15 protein-coding genes and 1 tRNA gene are annotated in these 16,126 nt (G+C 66.1%); 3 read left to right on the top strand and 13 right to left on the bottom strand.

The genetic code is table 11. From position 1 onward, the window contains the following. Positions 1 to 21: 21 nt before the first annotated feature. The 11 genes from E3O11_RS04730 to E3O11_RS04680 form a co-directional block, all read right to left on the bottom strand. Positions 22 to 798, bottom strand: a complete 777-nt coding sequence (locus E3O11_RS04730; protein WP_092449337.1) for an SRPBCC family protein — start codon at positions 796 to 798, stop codon at positions 22 to 24. 19 nt (positions 799 to 817) lie between these two features. Then, a complete protein-coding gene (locus tag E3O11_RS04725; RefSeq protein ID WP_241991127.1) occupies positions 818 to 2,152 on the bottom strand; it encodes a vWA domain-containing protein in 1,335 nt (444 codons plus the stop codon). Between the two features lie 13 nt (positions 2,153 to 2,165). Next, positions 2,166 to 3,059: an AAA family ATPase gene (locus E3O11_RS04720; protein ID WP_241994641.1), complete on the bottom strand. Its 894-nt coding sequence runs from the start codon at positions 3,057 to 3,059 to the stop codon at positions 2,166 to 2,168. Positions 3,060 to 3,107: 48 nt separating this feature from the next. Further along, positions 3,108 to 4,112 (bottom strand): XdhC family protein, encoded by a 1,005-nt coding sequence (locus tag E3O11_RS04715; protein WP_241994640.1) that lies wholly within the window; start codon positions 4,110 to 4,112, stop codon positions 3,108 to 3,110. 10 nt (positions 4,113 to 4,122) lie between these two features. Next, positions 4,123 to 6,516, bottom strand: a complete 2,394-nt coding sequence (locus tag E3O11_RS04710; RefSeq protein WP_092449331.1) for an aerobic carbon-monoxide dehydrogenase large subunit — start codon at positions 6,514 to 6,516, stop codon at positions 4,123 to 4,125. Beyond that, complete coding sequence (locus tag E3O11_RS04705; RefSeq protein WP_092449329.1) at positions 6,513 to 7,016, bottom strand: (2Fe-2S)-binding protein; 504 nt, start codon at positions 7,014 to 7,016, stop codon at positions 6,513 to 6,515. The genes E3O11_RS04710 and E3O11_RS04705 overlap by 4 nt, the downstream gene beginning before the upstream one ends. Before the next feature lie 13 nt (positions 7,017 to 7,029). Then, entirely contained in the window at positions 7,030 to 7,932 is a 903-nt protein-coding gene (locus E3O11_RS04700; RefSeq protein ID WP_092449448.1) for an FAD binding domain-containing protein, read from the bottom strand. Between the two features lie 133 nt (positions 7,933 to 8,065). Beyond that, positions 8,066 to 9,253 (bottom strand): TerC family protein, encoded by a 1,188-nt coding sequence (locus E3O11_RS04695; protein ID WP_092449327.1) that lies wholly within the window; start codon positions 9,251 to 9,253, stop codon positions 8,066 to 8,068. Between the two features lie 124 nt (positions 9,254 to 9,377). Beyond that, on the bottom strand, positions 9,378 to 10,910 hold the full coding sequence (locus tag E3O11_RS04690) for a CYTH and CHAD domain-containing protein (RefSeq protein ID WP_092449325.1): 1,533 nt from the start codon (positions 10,908 to 10,910) through the stop codon (positions 9,378 to 9,380). Positions 10,911 to 10,949: 39 nt separating this feature from the next. Beyond that, complete coding sequence (locus E3O11_RS04685; RefSeq protein WP_092449323.1) at positions 10,950 to 12,113, bottom strand: globin domain-containing protein; 1,164 nt, start codon at positions 12,111 to 12,113, stop codon at positions 10,950 to 10,952. Between the two features lie 114 nt (positions 12,114 to 12,227). Further along, complete coding sequence (locus E3O11_RS04680; RefSeq protein WP_092449320.1) at positions 12,228 to 12,671, bottom strand: RrF2 family transcriptional regulator; 444 nt, start codon at positions 12,669 to 12,671, stop codon at positions 12,228 to 12,230. A 54-nt stretch (positions 12,672 to 12,725) separates the two neighbouring features. On the opposite strand from E3O11_RS04680, the gene E3O11_RS04675 reads away from it, so the two are divergent. Next, on the top strand, positions 12,726 to 13,469 hold the full coding sequence (locus E3O11_RS04675; protein ID WP_092449318.1) for a trimeric intracellular cation channel family protein: 744 nt from the start codon (positions 12,726 to 12,728) through the stop codon (positions 13,467 to 13,469). An 11-nt stretch (positions 13,470 to 13,480) separates the two neighbouring features. On the opposite strand, the gene E3O11_RS04670 is transcribed toward E3O11_RS04675, so the two are convergent. Continuing rightward, a complete protein-coding gene (locus tag E3O11_RS04670; protein ID WP_092449316.1) occupies positions 13,481 to 14,326 on the bottom strand; it encodes an inositol monophosphatase family protein in 846 nt (281 codons plus the stop codon). Positions 14,327 to 14,451: 125 nt separating this feature from the next. Here E3O11_RS04670 and E3O11_RS04665 point away from each other — a divergent pair. Then, positions 14,452 to 14,527 (top strand) — tRNA-Lys (locus tag E3O11_RS04665). Positions 14,528 to 14,750: 223 nt separating this feature from the next. Next, positions 14,751 to 15,131: an excisionase family DNA-binding protein gene (locus tag E3O11_RS04660; RefSeq protein WP_198415546.1), complete on the top strand. Its 381-nt coding sequence runs from the start codon at positions 14,751 to 14,753 to the stop codon at positions 15,129 to 15,131. Between the two features lie 224 nt (positions 15,132 to 15,355). On the opposite strand, the gene E3O11_RS04655 is transcribed toward E3O11_RS04660, so the two are convergent. Then, the gene (locus E3O11_RS04655) at positions 15,356 to 15,730 is read right to left on the bottom strand and encodes a hypothetical protein (protein WP_092449314.1); all 375 of its coding nucleotides are present in this window, start codon (positions 15,728 to 15,730) and stop codon (positions 15,356 to 15,358) included. Between the last annotated feature and the right edge of the window lie 396 nt (positions 15,731 to 16,126).

Raw genomic sequence — 16,126 nt, 5'->3', positions numbered from 1 at the left:
CCCTTCTGTCGTCGGTCGACTCTAACGGCCGGATGCCCGTCGACCGATTCGGTATGCGATGAACGCTACCGTGGCCAGCAGACCCACAAGTTTCACCGGGTCGCTCAACTGGTCGGCAATGACGCCCTTGACCAAGCTCAGAGCGTCGAGGCTCGGGGCCGGCGCTGCCCGATAGGGCGCGCCGCGATGCCCACCAGCGGGCGCCCCGCGATGGCCGTCTGCCGGAGCCGCGCGCGGTGGCACTGGGCGCGGCGGCACGGCGCTGGGCAGCCGGGCGGGGGCATCCGGCGTGACGTTAGGGAGAGTATCGGCGGCCGGGGCATCCGCTTCACCGTCGGAATCAGCAGCGGCACCGCCCTCGATCAGGTCTTGCAGATTGCCGGCGAACAGCCCCATCATCTGCTCGGTGACGCTGCTGATGACGCCCTTGCCCATGGCCGCCGCCTTGCCGGAGAGGGACAAATCGGCGCTGACCGTGCCCTGGGTGACACCGTCGGTTTCGACCAGAACGAGGGTGACCGTGGCCTGGGCTGTACCCTGACCGCGGGTCTCCTGAGCCTTGCCGGAGAATACGGCCCGGTGTGCCTCGGCGTCGCGCTCGTCGACGTTCATCTGCCCGCGGTACTGCATCGTGACCGGGCCAAGCTTGACCTTCATCCCCACCTGGTAGTTGTCATCGCTGAGTTGGTTGAGAATCTGAGCGCCCGGCACACACCCGGCGACACGTTCGAAGTCCATCAGGGTGTCCCAGACCGTGTCGACGGGGGCGATAACGGTGAAGGTGCTGTCAAGTTGCATCAGGGTGTCCTCTGCTCGGTCAGGTCGGTTGGTGGGAGATTGCTCGTTGATCGGATGCTGGCGGGTCGCCGCGAATCGCGGCCGCCACCTCGGCCAGGGCGGCGTAGCTGTGGCCGCTGACGAAGGCGTCGCAGTAGGGGAGCGCGGCGGCCATTCCGCCGACGAGCGGCCGGTAGTCGACGGCGACCTTGCGCGGGTTCACCCAGATGATGCGGTGCGCGAGTCGGCGCAGGCGTGCCATCTGGGCGTCGACGTCGACCGGGTCGTCCTGCGCCCAGCCGTCCGAGAACACCACGATCACCGCTCCCCGGGCCAGACCGCGTCGCCCGAAATCGTCGATGAATCGACGGATGCTCGCGGCCAGCCGGGTACCGCCGGCCCAGTCCGTCGCGGTGGCGGCCGCCTGCGCGAGTGCCTGGTCCGGGTCGCGGAGCGCGAGCTGACGGGTCAGCCGGGTGAGCTGGGTGGAGAACACGAACGCTTCGGCCCGCGCGCCGGACGCCGCGCCCTGAAGCAGCGACAGGAACACCCGGGTGTAGGGCTCCATCGAGCCCGAAACATCGCAGAGCAGCACGAGTCGGCGCGGCTTCGACCGGCGGCGGGCGTGGTGCAGGGCGATCGGATCGCCCCCGGTACGCTGCGCTGACCGCACGGTGCGGGCCAGATCGAGCCGGTCACGGCTGTGCCGCGACGGATGCCTGCGGCGGCTCAGGCGGGTCGGCGTCGACAGCACGATGCGGGCAACGAGCTCGCGCAGGCGGGCGAGTTCGTCGGGGGCGAGGTCGGCGAATGCCATGTTGTGCAGGTGTTCGTCGCTCGAGGCCAGGGCGAGGATGGCGTCGTGCTCCGGGGCCTCGTTATCGTTGTCGCTCGAGTCGGTGCCGGGCAATGGGGCCGGCGGGCGATCGGCCCCAGGCTCGGGAGCTGCGGCCGGACGATTGGTCGGCGGGGTGGCCTGGGAACGGGTTTCCGAGCCGATCGCCGGGGGAGCATTGGGATCACCGCGGCTTTCGGCCGGGTCGAGTCGACCGTCGAAGACGGCGCTGAACACCGCGTCGAACCGGGCAAGGTGCTGCTGCTGGGAGACGAACACGATCCGGCAGGCCCAGTACAGGGCGGCGCGGTCGGTCGGGGGGACGAGGCGGAGCGCCTCGGCCAGCCGGGCCGCCCGGTCGGGCGACACGGGAAGTCCGGCGCGGTGCAGGGCCGTGCTGAACCCAGCGGCGAGGGCCGCAGCTTCGATCGGCAGGATCCGGCCCTGGGCCGGCGGCTTCGGAAACCTCGGTGAGGCCGACTCGATGTCGCGCTGACGCGCGTCGGGCTTGCTGGTGCCTGGCTCACTTCTGCCGGGCACAGGTGCGCCGCGGTCAGGCACCGGCGGCCTCGACGACCCAGGCGGCCCCGCGAGCGGTAGCGAGATCGAGGTCGTCACGGTTCTTCAGCACGAAACCCCAGGTCTGCTCGACCGCCCGGCCGCTCAGCTGCTCCATGCCGAGCACCCCGAGCGCGCCCACCCAGTCGATGGCCTCGGCGATTCCGGGCGGCTTCACCAGGTCAAGCGAACGCAGGCGGGTGATGGCCTGTGCGGCCTCGGTCGCAATCACCTGTGAACTGCTCGGTACCCGGCGGCGCACGATCTGCGCGATCCGCTCCGGCCCCGGGTAGTCGATCCAGTGATAGAGACAGCGCCGGGTCAGCGCGTCATGCAGATCGCGGGTGCGATTGCTGGTGAGAATCACGATCGGCGGATGCGTGGCCCGCACGGTTCCGAGCTCGGGGATGGTGACCGCAGCCTCGGCGAGCAGCTCAAAGGTGAAGGCTTCAAACTCGGCGTCGGCCCGGTCGATCTCGTCGAGCAGCAGCACGGCCGGCCGCGGGCCCGCGTGCTCGATCGCCTGCAACAGCGGGCGGCGCAGCAGGTAGTCGCGGCCGAACAGCTCGGTCTCGGCCAGTTCAACCCCGCGCGCCTCGGCCAAACGGATGCCGAGCAGTTGCCGCGGGTAATTCCACTCGTACAGTGCCTCCCCGGCCGAGATGCCTTCGTAGCACTGCAGGCGAAACAGTTCGGTGTCGAGCAGTCGGGCGAGTGCCTTGGCGATCTCGGTCTTGCCGACCCCCGGTTCGCCCTCGAGTAGCAGCGGCTGCCGCATGCGGACGGCCAGGAACACCGCGGTTGCGAGCCCGTCGTCGGCCAGATAGTCCTCGGCATCGAGGGCGCGCTGTAGCGCGGCGACATCGGGCACGATCTCGGGCAGAGTCACCAACGCAGCCACCCCCATCGTGAAGTCGGGCGGCTACCGCGCGGGTGCCTACCGCGCGGTCGCATACGGCTCCGGATTCGCCAGAAACGCCTTGCGGCAGCCCGCCGCACAGAAATAGACGGTCCCGCCGTTGTGCTCGACCTGCAGCGTCGACGGCAGCGCGGCCACGGACATGCCGCAGACCGGGTCGATCGCGACGCCGGCGGTCTGCGACTCGGCAGCAGGTGGGTCGGTAGCACGCGCTTTGGCGTCAGGCGGCTCTGCGGCGATCGCCGAATCCGCCGCTCCCGCCACCGCACCGGCACCAGCCGCGCCAACACTAACCGCGCCCACACCAACCGGATGTCCCCGCCCGGCCCGCTCCTGCACCAGCTGCGCCAGAATCGACACCGCAATCTCTCCGGGCGTTCGCGCCCCGAGGTCAAGGCCCGCCGGACTGAACACCCGCGCGCGCTGCTCCGGCGACACGTTGAGCGACGCAAGCACCGCCGCACCGCGCCGGGGACTGGCCACGAGCGCCACGTACGGCACCCCCACAGCCAGCGCCGCCAGCAGCGCGGACTCCTCGTCCCTGCCGTGGGACGCGACGACCAGCGCAGCGTCGCCGGCCTGCGGGGCGGCAGAGGCGCCATCCGTTTGCAGGAGCTCGAAACCGACGAGCGGTGCGAGGGTGGCAAGGGCCGCGGCGTCGGGCGTCGACCCGACCACGATCAGGCGCGGCAGGGGAAGGCGCGGTTCGAGAAAGATCTCGATCGCCCCGCCGCTGACACAGGGGTTGGAGACCTCGACCGCGCCGTCCTCCACCGTGCTCGACGGTACACCGGCCACGACCTTGAGCAGCAGCGGCTGGCGGCTTTCGAGCACCTGCAGGCTGTACAGGCGAACGGATGCCTCCACGCAGGTTCCGCCGACGAAGCCCTCGATCTCGCCGGTCAAGCGCACGAGCGCCGTGTCGCCCGCGTGCGCGCTCGTCGGGCGCACCGCGCGCACCACGGTCGCGTGCACGAACGGTTCGCGGCGCGCCTCGAGCTCCCGCTCCAGCACGGACTTCATCTCGGGCATGCTAAACCGGCGGTCTCGTGCGGCCCTGCATGGCCTCCCAGACCCGGGATGGTGTGCACGGCATGTCCATGTGCACCACGCCGAACGGGGCGAGGGCATCCACGACGGCGTTGACGACGGCCGGCGGTGACCCGACCGTGGCAGACTCACCAACGCCCTTTGCTCCGATCGGGTGGTGCGGCGACGGAGTCACGGTGAAGCCGGTCTCCCAGTCGGGTACCTCCATTGCGGTGGGGATGAGGTAGTCCATGAACGAGCCGCCGAGGCAGTTGCCCTCGTCGTCGAACTCGATGATCTCCATCAGTGCCATGCCGACACCGTCGGTGAGGCCACCATGAATCTGGCCCTCGATGATCATCGGGTTGATTCGGGTGCCGCAGTCGTCGACGGCGATGAAGCGGCGCACCTTGACATGGCCGGTGCCCGGGTCGACGTCGACGACGCAGATATAGGCGCCGAACGGAAAAGTGAGGTTGGGCGGATCGTAGGTGACCTCGGCGTCGAGATTGCCGTCGATACCCTCGGGCAGCGCGACCGTGCCGTGGGCGCCCATCGCGATCTCGGCCATGGTCTTGCCCACGCTCGGATCGCCCTTGACGAACCAGCGGCCCTTCTCCCACTTGAGGTCTTCCGGCCGGGTCTCGAGCATGGCCGCGGCGATGAACCGGGCCTTCTCCCGCACCTTGCGGGCGACGAGCGCCACGGCGGCGCCGCTGACCGGAGTGGACCGGCTGCCATAGGTGCCGAGGCCGAACGGTGTCTGGTCGGTGTCACCGTGCACAACGTCGATGTCTTCCGGGGGGATGCCGATCTCCTCCGCCACGATCTGCGCGAACGTCGTTTCGTGGCCCTGACCCTGGCTTTGCACCGAGATGCGCACGACGGCCTTGCCGGTGGGATGGATGCGCAGTTCGGCGCCGTCCGCCATTCCGAGGCCGAGAATGTCCATGTCCTTGCGCGGTCCGGCACCGACCGTTTCGGTGAAGAATGAGATGCCGATGCCCATGAGCTCACCGCGTTCGCGTTTCTCCTTCTGTTCGCGGCGCAGTTCGTCGTAGCCGGCCATCTTCATCGACAGCCGCATGGTGGGTTCGTAATCGCCCGAGTCGTACTCCCAGCCGGTCTTGTTGGCGTAGGGAAACTGCTCCTTCTTAATGAAGTTTTTCAGGCGCAACTCTGCCGGGTCCATGTCGAGCTTGCGGGCCAGGATATCGACCATCCGCTCGACCAGGTAGACCGCTTCGGTGACCCGGAACGAGCAGGCGTAGGCCACGCCGCCGGGCGCCTTGTTGGTGTACACGCCGGTCACGGTGCAGTGCGCTGCCTGAAGGTCGTAGCTGCCGGTGAAGATGTGAAAGAACCCGGCCGGATACTTGGTGGGCTGGGCGGTGGCGTTGAACGCGCCGTGGTCGGCGAGTACGTTGGTGCGCAGGGCCAGGATCTTGCCGTCCTTGGTCGCCGCGATCTCGCCCTGCATAATGTAGTCCCGGGCGAACGAGGTGCTCATGAGGTTCTCGGAGCGGTCCTCGACCCATTTCACCGGTTTGCCGGTGACGATGGAGCCGACTACGGCGAGAATATAGCCCGGGTAGATGCCGACCTTGTTGCCAAAACCTCCGCCGATGTCGGGGGAGACCACCCGAATCTTGTGCTCGGGAATGCCGGAGACCATCGCGAACAGGGTGCGGTGGGCGTGCGGCGCCTGCGTCGTCTCGTACAGGGTGAGGCGGCCGTCGACGGCATCGAAGTCAGCTACGGCGCCGCAAGTTTCCATCGGCGCCGGGTGCACCCGCGGGTAGACGATCTCTTGCTTCACCACGACGTCGGCGCTCGCGAAGACGGCATCCGTTTCGGCTTTGTCGCCGGCTTCCCAGTCGAAGATGTGGTTGTCGGTGCGGCCCTCGAGGTCGTCGCGAATGACGGGAGCGCCCGGGTCCATCGCCTTGCGGGCGTCGACGACCGGCGGCAGTACGTCGTACTCGACCTGGATCAGCTCGAGCGCGTCGCGGGCGGCGTAGCGGTCGTCGGCGACGACAAAGGCGACCTCCTGGCCCTGGAAGCGCACCTTGTCGGTGACCAGCACGGCCTGCACGTCCATCGAGAGGGTCGGCGCCCAAGCCAGGCCGAGGGCCTGCAGGTCGCTGCCGGTGATGACGGCGTGCACGCCGGGATGGGCGAGCGCCGCGGTGGTGTCGATCGAGACCAGCCGGGCGTGGGCGACGGGAGCGCGCAGGATGGCACCGTGCAACATTCCGGGCAGCACGATGTCGTCGACATAGTGGCCCTTGCCACGCACGAATCGCGGGTCTTCCTTGCGTTGCATACGCCCGTGGCCGATTGGCCGGTCGTGGTCGCCGGCCGCCGGGTTCGACGGGCGGTCTTCGAGGATGGTCATGCGCGCACCTCTTCATCTTCGGTTGTGTCAACGGCGGCAACGAGCGGATGCTCGGCGGCCCACTGAATCGACCGCACGATGGTGGCGTAGCCGGTGCAGCGGCAGATCTGTCCCGAGATGGCCTCGCGAATCTCGAGCGGTTCGGGGTGCGGATTGTGGTCGAGCAGGGCGCGGGCGGTGAGCATCATGCCGGGGGTGCAGAAACCGCACTGCAGGCCGTGCTCCTCCATGAAGCCCTGCTGCACCGGGTCGAGAGTGGCGCCGTCGGCGAGTCCTTCCACCGTCGTGATCGTGTGGCCGTCGGCCATGGCGGCCAGCACGGTGCACGATTTCACCGGCTGGCCGTCCATGAGCACCACGCAGGTGCCGCAATTACTGGTGTCGCAACCCCAGTGCGTTCCGGTGAGCCGCAGGTCGTCGCGAATGAAGTGCACGAGCAGTACGCGCGGTTCGATCTCGCGGGTGACATCGGTGCCGTTGATGGTCAGGCTGATTTGCATGAGGGCTCAACTCCTAGATCGTGATCTCAGAAACGGATGCGGCGGCGCGGCGGCAGGCCGCCCGCAGCACCCTGCGGGTCAGCTCGTCGGCGAGGTGCCGCTTGTAGTCGACCGGTCCGCGCTGGTCGGTGAGGGGGTCGCAGGCGATGGAGGCCAGACGCCCGGCCTCCGTGAATAGCTCCTCGGTCGGAGCCTGGCCGACCAGCACGGCTTCGACCTCGGTTACATTGCGGTCGAGTCCGACCGCGGTGAGGCCGACGGCCACCTGGCCGATCGTGCCGTCGGACGCGAGGCTGACCGAAGCGCCGGCCGCGGCGACGGCCCAGTCTCCGACTCGTCGTTCGACCTTTTCGTAGGCGCTGCCGGAGCGCTCCCGAATCGGCACGCGCACCTCGATCAGCAGTTCGTTCTGGGCCACCGCGGTCTCGTACGGGCCGCGATGGAATTCGGCCATCGACAGCATCCGCTCACCGGCCGGCCCGCGCACGACGGCGACCGCTTCGAGCACGTGGCACACCGTGGAGAGATCTTCGGCCGGGTCGGCCTGGCAGAGCGAACCGCCGATGGTGCCGCGGTTGCGCACGATCGGGTCGGCGATGACCCGTTCGGCGTCGGTGACGATGGGGAACAGGCGCTGGACGTCGTCGGATTCGAGCAGCGTCGTGTGCCGGGTCATGGCGCCGATGCGCAGCACGTGCTGATCAACGAGCACTCTGTCAATCAGCAAGTAGTCGAGCTCGAACAGGTCGTTGATGTCGATGAGCCAGTCCGGCCGGGCCAGACGCAGTTTCATCATGGGCAGCAGGCTGTGACCGCCGGCGACGACCCGGGACTCGGGCCCGTGACGATCGAGCAGGGCCAGGGCATTTTCGACCGAACTGGCACGAACATAATCGAACGGAGCCGGAATCTGCACGGGCTTCTCCTCACGAAAGAAGGTTCCTTGGCCCCACGCATCATTGCGCGACACCATTGTGTGCCACAGCTTGCTCCCCGCGCCCACCCGCTGTCAATAACGACCTCGGCGAAGTTAGGCGTTCCGGCGCGCTCTACCGGGCCAGATACTCGTCATGCTGCCGATGCGCCTCAGCTACCTGCTCTCGGATGCGGTTGATGTCCTTGGCCTTGTCGCGGTATTTCAGGTCCATGGCCAGGACCTGTTCTTCTTCCGCGGTCAGCATTCGGTAGATCCGCTCGCGCTCGGCCAGATCAGCGGTGTAATCCAGATCGAGGTAGCTGACCGCGTGGCGGCGCGCGTTGTTGATGGCGGTCTGGGCTTTGCCCGCCTTACTCAACAGCGAGGCCACGACGGTGATCGTGAGCGCTCCGATGATGACGCTCAGGGACAGCCCCGTGCTGATTTCCACGACCGGGACCGGTACACCACCGTTGATGAACGGCAGATTGTTCTCGTGGAGCGCGTGGAGCACCAGCTTGACGCCGATGAACGCCAAGACGAACGCCAGGCCGTAGGAGAGGTAAATCAGCCGGTCCAGGAGCCCGTCGATCAGGAAGTACAGCTGGCGCAGTCCCATCAGCGAGAACGCGGTCGCTGTGAAGACAATGTAGACGTTCTGGGTCAGCCCGAAGATCGCGGGAATGGAGTCCAGCGCGAACAGGATGTCCGTACCGCCGATTGCCACCATGACCAACAGCATGGGAGTGAGGGCCTTCTTTCCCTCGTGCATGGTGAACAGCTTGTCGCCGTCGTAGTGGTCGGTGGTGTGAAAGCTCCGCTTGGCCAGGCGGATCATGAAATTATCCGCCTGATTATCGCCGTGTGCTTCGGGCTTGAGCAGATTGCCCGCGGTGATCAGCAGAATCAGGCCGAAGATGTAGAACACCCAGGCGAAGGAATTGATCAGCGCCGCGCCCAGAAAGATGAACCCGGTGCGGGCAATCAGGGAGAAGACGATGCCGAACAGCAACACTTTCTGCTGGTCTTCGCGGGGAACCCGGAAGCTCGCCATGATGATCAGGAAGACAAACAGGTTGTCAACGGACAGCGCCTTTTCCGTAATGTAGCCGGCGAAATATTCCGACCCCATCGTGCTGCCGCCGAAGACCAAGACCAGGATGCCGAAGAGGATGGCCAGGCCGACGTAGATGGAGGACCACACAGCGGCTTCCTTCAGCGAGGGAACGTGCGCCTTGCGAATATGAAAGAAGTAGTCGAAGGCGAGCAAAGCCAGGATGACAGCGATGGTGATGACCCAGATGAGGGGTGTAACAGTCATGAACCCTGCTTTCCTAAGGTGGCGGCAGCGAGCTTAGCCCAGTTGCGGATGCTGCGTGACTCTTGGCGGCAAAGTGGCGGCTTGCGGTTGCCCAAGGTTAACCGCTTCGTCCGCGCCCGAGTAATCACGGGCGGTTCTTCCACTCCTGCCAAAACTTCGACTCGGCTACGGCTGCCTTCTGCTGCTCGAGGGCGTGCAGGCGGCCGTAGCTGAAGGTGTTCTCGCCGCGCAGGTAGGCGTCGACCGCGCCGCGCTTGAGCAGGCGCTCGCGGGCGATGACGCTGTCGTGCTGGTTGCCGAGAATGGTTTGAAGTTTCTGGGCGAAGGCACTGACCGTGGCGGCGCGCTTGCGGCTGAGCGGATGCGCCGTCTCAGCCGCATAGCGCAGCCGCTTGGCCCGCTTGCGCACCTCGTGCAGGGCGAGGTCGCGCTCGGCGCCCGGCACGGTTTTCGTGGCGGTTCGCACCGCGCGGCGCAGTTTCTTCCATTCCTTATTGATCAGTGCCGGCACGACCGTGCGTGCTTCCTGCCTGGCCACGGCGGTGAACGGCGGTGAGGTCACGAGCGCCGCGAGGGCATCGAGCAGCCGAAAGTAGCGGTGGCTGTTGAGGGCAGTCAGGAGCGCGTGGTGCGCCGCGTCGGTGTCAGTATCCGCGCGACTGCCGAGACGCTCGCGAATCGGGCCGAGCAGCAGCCCCTCGGGTTCGCGGTCGAGGTGGCCTGTGAGGCGGCGCTGTATCACCTCTTCGTCGCGGGAGCCGCCCAGAACGGCCCCGAGCCAGGCGAGTTCGCTGCGCAGGTGCGGCACCACGGTCGCATCGAGCAGGGAGTGATAGGTGGCGAGAACCGAGCGCAGCCGCCGAGTGGCGACGCGCAGGGCGTGCACGCTTCCGGCTGTGGCCTGCCGTACCTGGGGATCCTGGGCGCGCAGCACCTCGTACTGTTCGTGCAGGTTCAACACCAAAACATCGCCGGCCCACCCCGAAGACCGGGGCCGCCGGGGCGCCGCGTCCGGACGCTCGGGAAACCGGTCGCCGAGGGCGCGGGCCAGCTTTGACGCGTGCAGCGACAAGTGGATGCCGCTCGCCGCGAGCATGGACTTCCCGGCGTCGAGCAGGTCGTCCGGACCATCGATGAGTTCGAGCTCCCATTCACGCCAGGCCGTCGTTGCCGGATCGGGGGTGAGACGCTCGGCCTGAACGTGGTCGTCGCAGAGCACCGCGAGGGTCTCGCCGCCCAGGCCGATCAGGGTATGCACCACCCGCTCGGTGTTCAGCCGGGCCACGGGAACGAGCGGGGAGTCCCGCACGTGAAACCGCACGAGTTGGGCGAGCGACTCGGGGACGGCATCCGCTTCGCTGTGCCCATTAAAAACGAGTACGTGCTTGCCCAGCGGTGCGTGAATTTCGCGCCGACGCCCGGCATCCAGCGGCAGTTTCAGGTGCCACCCGGCGTCGTCGCCGCCGGTGCGGCGACGCAGGGTGACGTGCTGGGCGGTGAGCACAAGATCGGCCGTGTCGAAATAGACGGCCTGAAGATCGTGGGTGACCGGCGCGGCAACCGTCTGCACCCCGGGAAGGTCGTACAACCGGGGCAGCAGCGCCGTTTCGTCGACGTCAAACTTGAGTTCTGTCTCGATGCCGCCGTTAGTATCCACGATTCAGCCTAGCGCGGGACCCGCGCCAGGCTGCCGAGGTCAGACGCCCGCGAGCCAGAGGTCGGGGCCGAAGATCTCGTAGTGGATGCGGTCGGCCGGAACGCCGGACTTTAGCGCCTGGGAGCGGAGGCTCTGCATAAACGGGAGCGGACCGCAGAGATACACCGAGGCGTCCTCCGGGATCGTCACGTTCTCCAGCGACATGAAGCCCTCGTGGTGGCCCTCACTCGGGATCTCCAGCCAGAGTTCGAGTTCGGCCGCCTCCAGCAGGGCGACGTCTTCGTTCATCTGGTCGCGCAGCGCCCAGCGCTCGAGGTTGCTCTCGGCGTGCAGTACGAGCACCTCACGCTTTGAGCCGGTGTCTACCAGAGAACGCAGAATCGAGGCGCTGGGCGTACAGCCGATTCCGGCCGAGGCCAGGACCAACGGGCCGGTGCCCGCATCGAGAGTGATGTCGCCACACGGCACGGAGAGGATGAGCGTGTCACCGACCTGTACGTCGCGGTGCAGCACGGGGGAGACCTCGCCGTCGGCGTCGAGCTTGGTGGTGAAGACGCGGGTCGTGGCCGTGCCGGCCGAGAGCGAATACTGACGCACCTGACGGATACCGTCGGGCATGACGGCGGTGACGCTGACGTACTGGCCCGGAAGGGCCGGCGTCACGGGAGTGTCGTCGGCCGGTTCAAGGGTGAACGTGACGGCGTCGGTTCCGGCAGCTTCTTTTTTCACAACGATCCAGGGGGCGAGCGGCTTGTCGCTGGCGAGTCCGGCGTAGAGGCCCTTCTCCATCTTGATCAGGGCGTGAGCCATCAACCAGTAGACCTCGGTCCAGGCGGCGGCGATGTCGGCGGTGATGACGTCGCTGAGTTCGTCGGCGATGGCCTCGAACAGGTACTTGTAGACGACGTCGTACTGCTCGGGCGTAATAGAAAGGGAGACGTGCTTGTGGGCGATGCGGGAGAGCATGGCCTCCGGCGTGGTATCAGGGTTCTGCACGAGGTGGGTCGCGAAGACGGCGATGCTGCCGGCGAGGGCCTGCTGCTGCGTGCCGTTCTTCTGGTTGGAGCGGCTGAACAGCCCGTCGAACAGTTCGGGGTGAATGGTGAGCATGCGGTGGTAAAAGTTCTTCGCGATCTGGGGCATCCGCTCGCCGACGAGCGGCAGGGTGGCTTCGATGAAGGGGAGAGACTGGGGCGAGAGCATGAATACTCCTTCTGCGTGGCGACACCCGTTCGTGGGGTCTGCGTCAAAAGTAGCATTTGATATACCAATTAAACGGATGTTTTCTACAAGTTGTAGAAATTAGGGACTTTAGTCCTACCGCACCAGACCGAGTTCGACCAGAACCGGTCCATTAGGTTTTCCGTGTGGCAGAGCCGTGATGACGATGCCGTCGAGCTCGCGGTAGAAGGATTCCCGCGCCCGGCGCAGGGCGCCGCGGAGGCCGCATCCGCTCAATAATGGGCAGGGGCCATCGGGCGAGTCGCACGCTGCCAGATCGGTGCGGGTATCGAGCTGGCGCAGGAGAGCCCCGACGGTGGCTTCGCGGCCGAGCGTGCTGATGCGCACGCCGCCGGTGCGTCCCCGGATGACCTCGACCAAGCCCAGCTCGCGGAGCCGCATGATGGCCTTGGTGACGTGGTTGTAGGGCGTGCCGACCTCGGTGGCGACGACCCGTGAGGTGTACGTGATGCTCTCCGGCGCCGCTGCCAGCAGCATGACGACCCGCAGGCACACGTCGGAAAAAGCAGTGATCCTCATTCCCTAACTGTAGGTGCGCGGCTCGCGCCCCGAGAGTAGGAGAGAATGGGGCAAGTGAACACTGAGTCGGAGACGCTGTTTGAGATAATCCGCTTCGTGGACCTGGCGGGCGTGCTCGCCAATGCCATTCTCGGCGGCGTCGCCGCGCGCACCGCACGCCTCGACATTGTCGGCTTCGTGGTGCTCGCGATCATGAGCGGGCTTGGCGGCGGCATGATTCGCGACACGCTGCTGCAGCAGGGCACGCCGGCCGCACTGCTCGACCCGGCCTACCTGATCTGCGCCATCCTCGGCGGGGTCATCGCCTACTTCGTGACCTTCAACGGTCGCTGGACTCGCCGCGTGCTGCTGCTGCTCGACGCGCTCGCCGTGGGCTGCTGGTCGGCGGTCGGGGCGCAGAAGGCGCTCGAGGCCGGTCTCGGCTGGCTCCCGGCGATTTTGCTCGGCATTATCACGGCCGTCGGCGGCGGCATGGTGCGGGACATTCTGCTGCTCAAGGTGCCGACGATCTTCGGCGGAAACACGCTCTACGCCACGAGCGCGCTGCTCGCGAGCACCGAAATGGTCATCCTGAGCAAGCTCGGATTCGTCGCGATCGGCACCGGAGTCGCGATTCTCAGCGGCGCCGCGCTGTCACTGCTGGCCAAACGCTACGGCTGGATTCTTCCGACCGGGTACGCGCTGCGCATCCCCAAGCCGATTCTGCTGCTCAACCCCCGGGCTTGGCGGCAGCGCCGCCTCGATGCGCGCAACGCCCGCAACGGTGTGAATCCCGACGATCCGGGTGCCGGAGTCTAGTTTCGGCGCCCTCAGGCCGGGTTCAGCACGGCGAGGGTTGCCGCGTGCAGCAGGCCGTTCGTGGCCAGGGCGCTGCCGTGCCACGGTCCTGGCTGGCCGTCGATCGAGGTGAAGATGCCGCCGGCTTCCTGCACGATCGGGGCCAGGGCGGCCATGTCGTAGGGCTGCAGGTCGAATTCGCCGGCCACGTCGAGGTGCCCCTCGGCGAGCAGCATGTACGACCACATGTCGCCGTAGGCGCGAGTGCGCCAGACCTGGCGCGAAAGCGTGACGAGCTCGTCGAGGTGCCCGGCCTGATCCCACTGCTGCAGGCTGCCGTAGCTGATGGATGCTTCGGCGAGGGTTGCGATGCCGGAGACGCGTAGGCGGGTGGGGGCGGCATCCGCTTTGCTGCTGCTGCTGCTGCTGCTGCTGCTGCTGTCGGCGGTCGTACTAGTTGACCAGGCGCCGCTGCCGGTTGCGGCCCACCAGCGTTTACCGAGGGCGGGGGCGCTGACCACGCCGAGCACGGGGACGCCGTCGATGGCGAGCGCGATGAGGGTGGCCCAGATCGGGATGCCGCGGAGGAACCCGGCAGTGCCGTCGATGGGGTCGATGATCCACTGGCGCGTGGTTGATCCGGCCGTGCCGAATTCCTCGCCGAGAATGCCGTCATCGGGGCGCTCTTTGGCCAGCCGGTCGCGGATGGCGCGCTCGACCGCCCGGTCGGCATCCGTCACCGGGGTGCGGTCGGGTTTGGTCGTCACGACGAGATCGAGCGCTGTGAAGCGGGCACGGGAGATCACGTCGGCAGCATCGGCGAGGGCAAGAGCCAGCTGTAGGTCGTCGGAAAGGGCGTAGTTTTGCGGTTCGGTCACGGTCTCAAGGATAGTAATTTCACGAACGGATGCCGGTCACCGCCGCTTTTCGGCCTCGATTGGCATCATGCCCTCCTGGGGTGTTAGGGTTACACGTTGCCGCGGATAGTTCCGCTGTTTGACATGCACCTCTAGCTCAATTGGCAGAGCAACTGACTCTTAATCAGTGGGTTCCCGGTTCAAGTCCGGGGGGGTGCACCATCAAACCCCGTCGTTACTGTCTCACAGTGCGGCGGGGTTTTTTCTGACCGTTTCGGGGCCTGATTGTCGGGTTTGCGCTCCCCGCTCTAGTTTGAACACGTGCCACCTTCTGAGTCACATGCCGCGAGACCCCGAGGCGTCGCTGGCCGTGCACGCGGCGCGGAGGAGAATTGCTGTGCACACTTGCTCTGGACGGAGTGTGCAGAGCAACTATGATGTGATCATGTCACTGGCACACTTGACGATCAATCCCGAGGACGTACGCTCGAACACTCGCGACAGCGACCCGCGCCCGGCCTGGCTGGAGCAGGTTGCCGCCTACGTACAGCGGGCCGCCGCCGAGGGCGCCTCGGTGACGCTTACATCAAAGCAGCGGATGTTGACGCCCGATCAGGTCGCCGCAGCGTTGGGGGTCTCTCGGTCGACGATCTCGCGGAAAATCAAGGCTGGCGAGATCCATGTAGTGAAGGTCGGCAACCGTAACCGCATTCCATACGAGGAGTTCGAGCGGTTCTGGGATGCGACGATGGCGAACGACGCGGCGCTGGTGGGCGACGATATCGAGGCTGAGTTCTTTGGTGAAGCTAGGGAATCCTGTCACTAACTCGGGGTAGCAGATTCGTTATCCCGACTTAGCTCGTGAAGCCGTGATAGGGCACTAGATGTGGGCCGTCACGGAGAGGTGGGCGAACTCGACAAACTAACCAGGTGATCGCTCGCGCCGTAACAGCCGCTGGCTCCGTAATGCCGTCTTGGCTGCTTCTTTGTGCATGGCAATTTGCGAGGCGGGCGAGGTTGGCGATGAGCCGTTCAGAGCTGTGGCGGGACTTATTGGCTAACGAGCTGCTGTGCCCTTTGATGTGAAATATGGAGCGCCAGACCAATATCCCGAACGGTGAGCCCCTGGTTGCGAAGTTCACGAGCGGCGGCGGACCACTCTGCCGCAGCCCTCGATCGCGCCATAGCTTCAGCGTGGCGAGCAAGGTGGACCGCCGCGACATGTTCCTGAACGGCCGCGGGGAGTTCCACCGAGATGTCCATCTCAAAGCTGTCTTCCGCAACCTCCAGGAAAGATGCGATGTAGTCACGCGTCATTTCCTCCACTTCTGACAACGAGCGCGCCTGAGTCGCACCTTCCAGAGCGGGGATTTCGATGTACCAAAAACGTCCGTCGCGGCGGACCGTAGCTGCATAGGTGTCCATTGCCGATGTCCAATCGTTATTCCTCAACTACTTACTGAGGGCTTGCTGAAGTCCTTCAGAATTTTCGCGGCGAGCATTTCGCCGCGCTGTCCGAGATCACGTCTCGATGGCGGGGAGCATGATCACGACTCCATTGAACGTGAACTTGTCGTGCTTTGTTCCACTCGCCGGAAGCCACTCAACATTGTTTGTCTTTGCAAGCAGCACGATGCGTTTCTCGAGAACCGCCCTCTCAGCTAGTAATAGTCGAGTTAGCTAAAGACACTTCAGTCTAGTGCACCATAGACAAAACTCAAGCTGGCTCGTGGTCACGGGCCGTTCGGGCGTGCGCCAGGCACTGCGTCGCTCGCACCAGTCGTCGAGGGGATGGAATGGCGTTTAGGGCTCGCGGCCACT

This window comes from Cryobacterium levicorallinum, from assembly GCF_004402405.1.
GTDB classification, from domain to species: domain Bacteria; phylum Actinomycetota; class Actinomycetes; order Actinomycetales; family Microbacteriaceae; genus Cryobacterium; species Cryobacterium levicorallinum.
Note: the sequence above shows the minus strand (reverse complement) of the source record. Positions and strands in the feature narration are given on the sequence as shown.

What these genes read in the sequence shown, in the direction of transcription:
- E3O11_RS04730 (WP_092449337.1), bottom strand. Translation starts at nt 798, where the DNA reads ATGCAACTTGACAGCACCTTCACCGTTATCGCCCCCGTCGACACGGTC.
- E3O11_RS04715 (WP_241994640.1), bottom strand. Translation starts at nt 4,112, where the DNA reads ATGAAGTCCGTGCTGGAGCGGGAGCTCGAGGCGCGCCGCGAACCGTTC.
- E3O11_RS04710 (WP_092449331.1), bottom strand. Translation starts at nt 6,516, where the DNA reads ATGACCATCCTCGAAGACCGCCCGTCGAACCCGGCGGCCGGCGACCAC.
- E3O11_RS04705 (WP_092449329.1), bottom strand. Translation starts at nt 7,016, where the DNA reads ATGCAAATCAGCCTGACCATCAACGGCACCGATGTCACCCGCGAGATC.
- E3O11_RS04695 (WP_092449327.1), bottom strand. Translation starts at nt 9,253, where the DNA reads ATGACTGTTACACCCCTCATCTGGGTCATCACCATCGCTGTCATCCTG.
- E3O11_RS04685 (WP_092449323.1), bottom strand. Translation starts at nt 12,113, where the DNA reads ATGCTCTCGCCCCAGTCTCTCCCCTTCATCGAAGCCACCCTGCCGCTC.
- E3O11_RS04680 (WP_092449320.1), bottom strand. Translation starts at nt 12,671, where the DNA reads ATGAGGATCACTGCTTTTTCCGACGTGTGCCTGCGGGTCGTCATGCTG.
- E3O11_RS04660 (WP_198415546.1), top strand. Translation starts at nt 14,751, where the DNA reads ATGTCACTGGCACACTTGACGATCAATCCCGAGGACGTACGCTCGAAC.
- E3O11_RS04655 (WP_092449314.1), bottom strand. Translation starts at nt 15,730, where the DNA reads ATGGACACCTATGCAGCTACGGTCCGCCGCGACGGACGTTTTTGGTAC.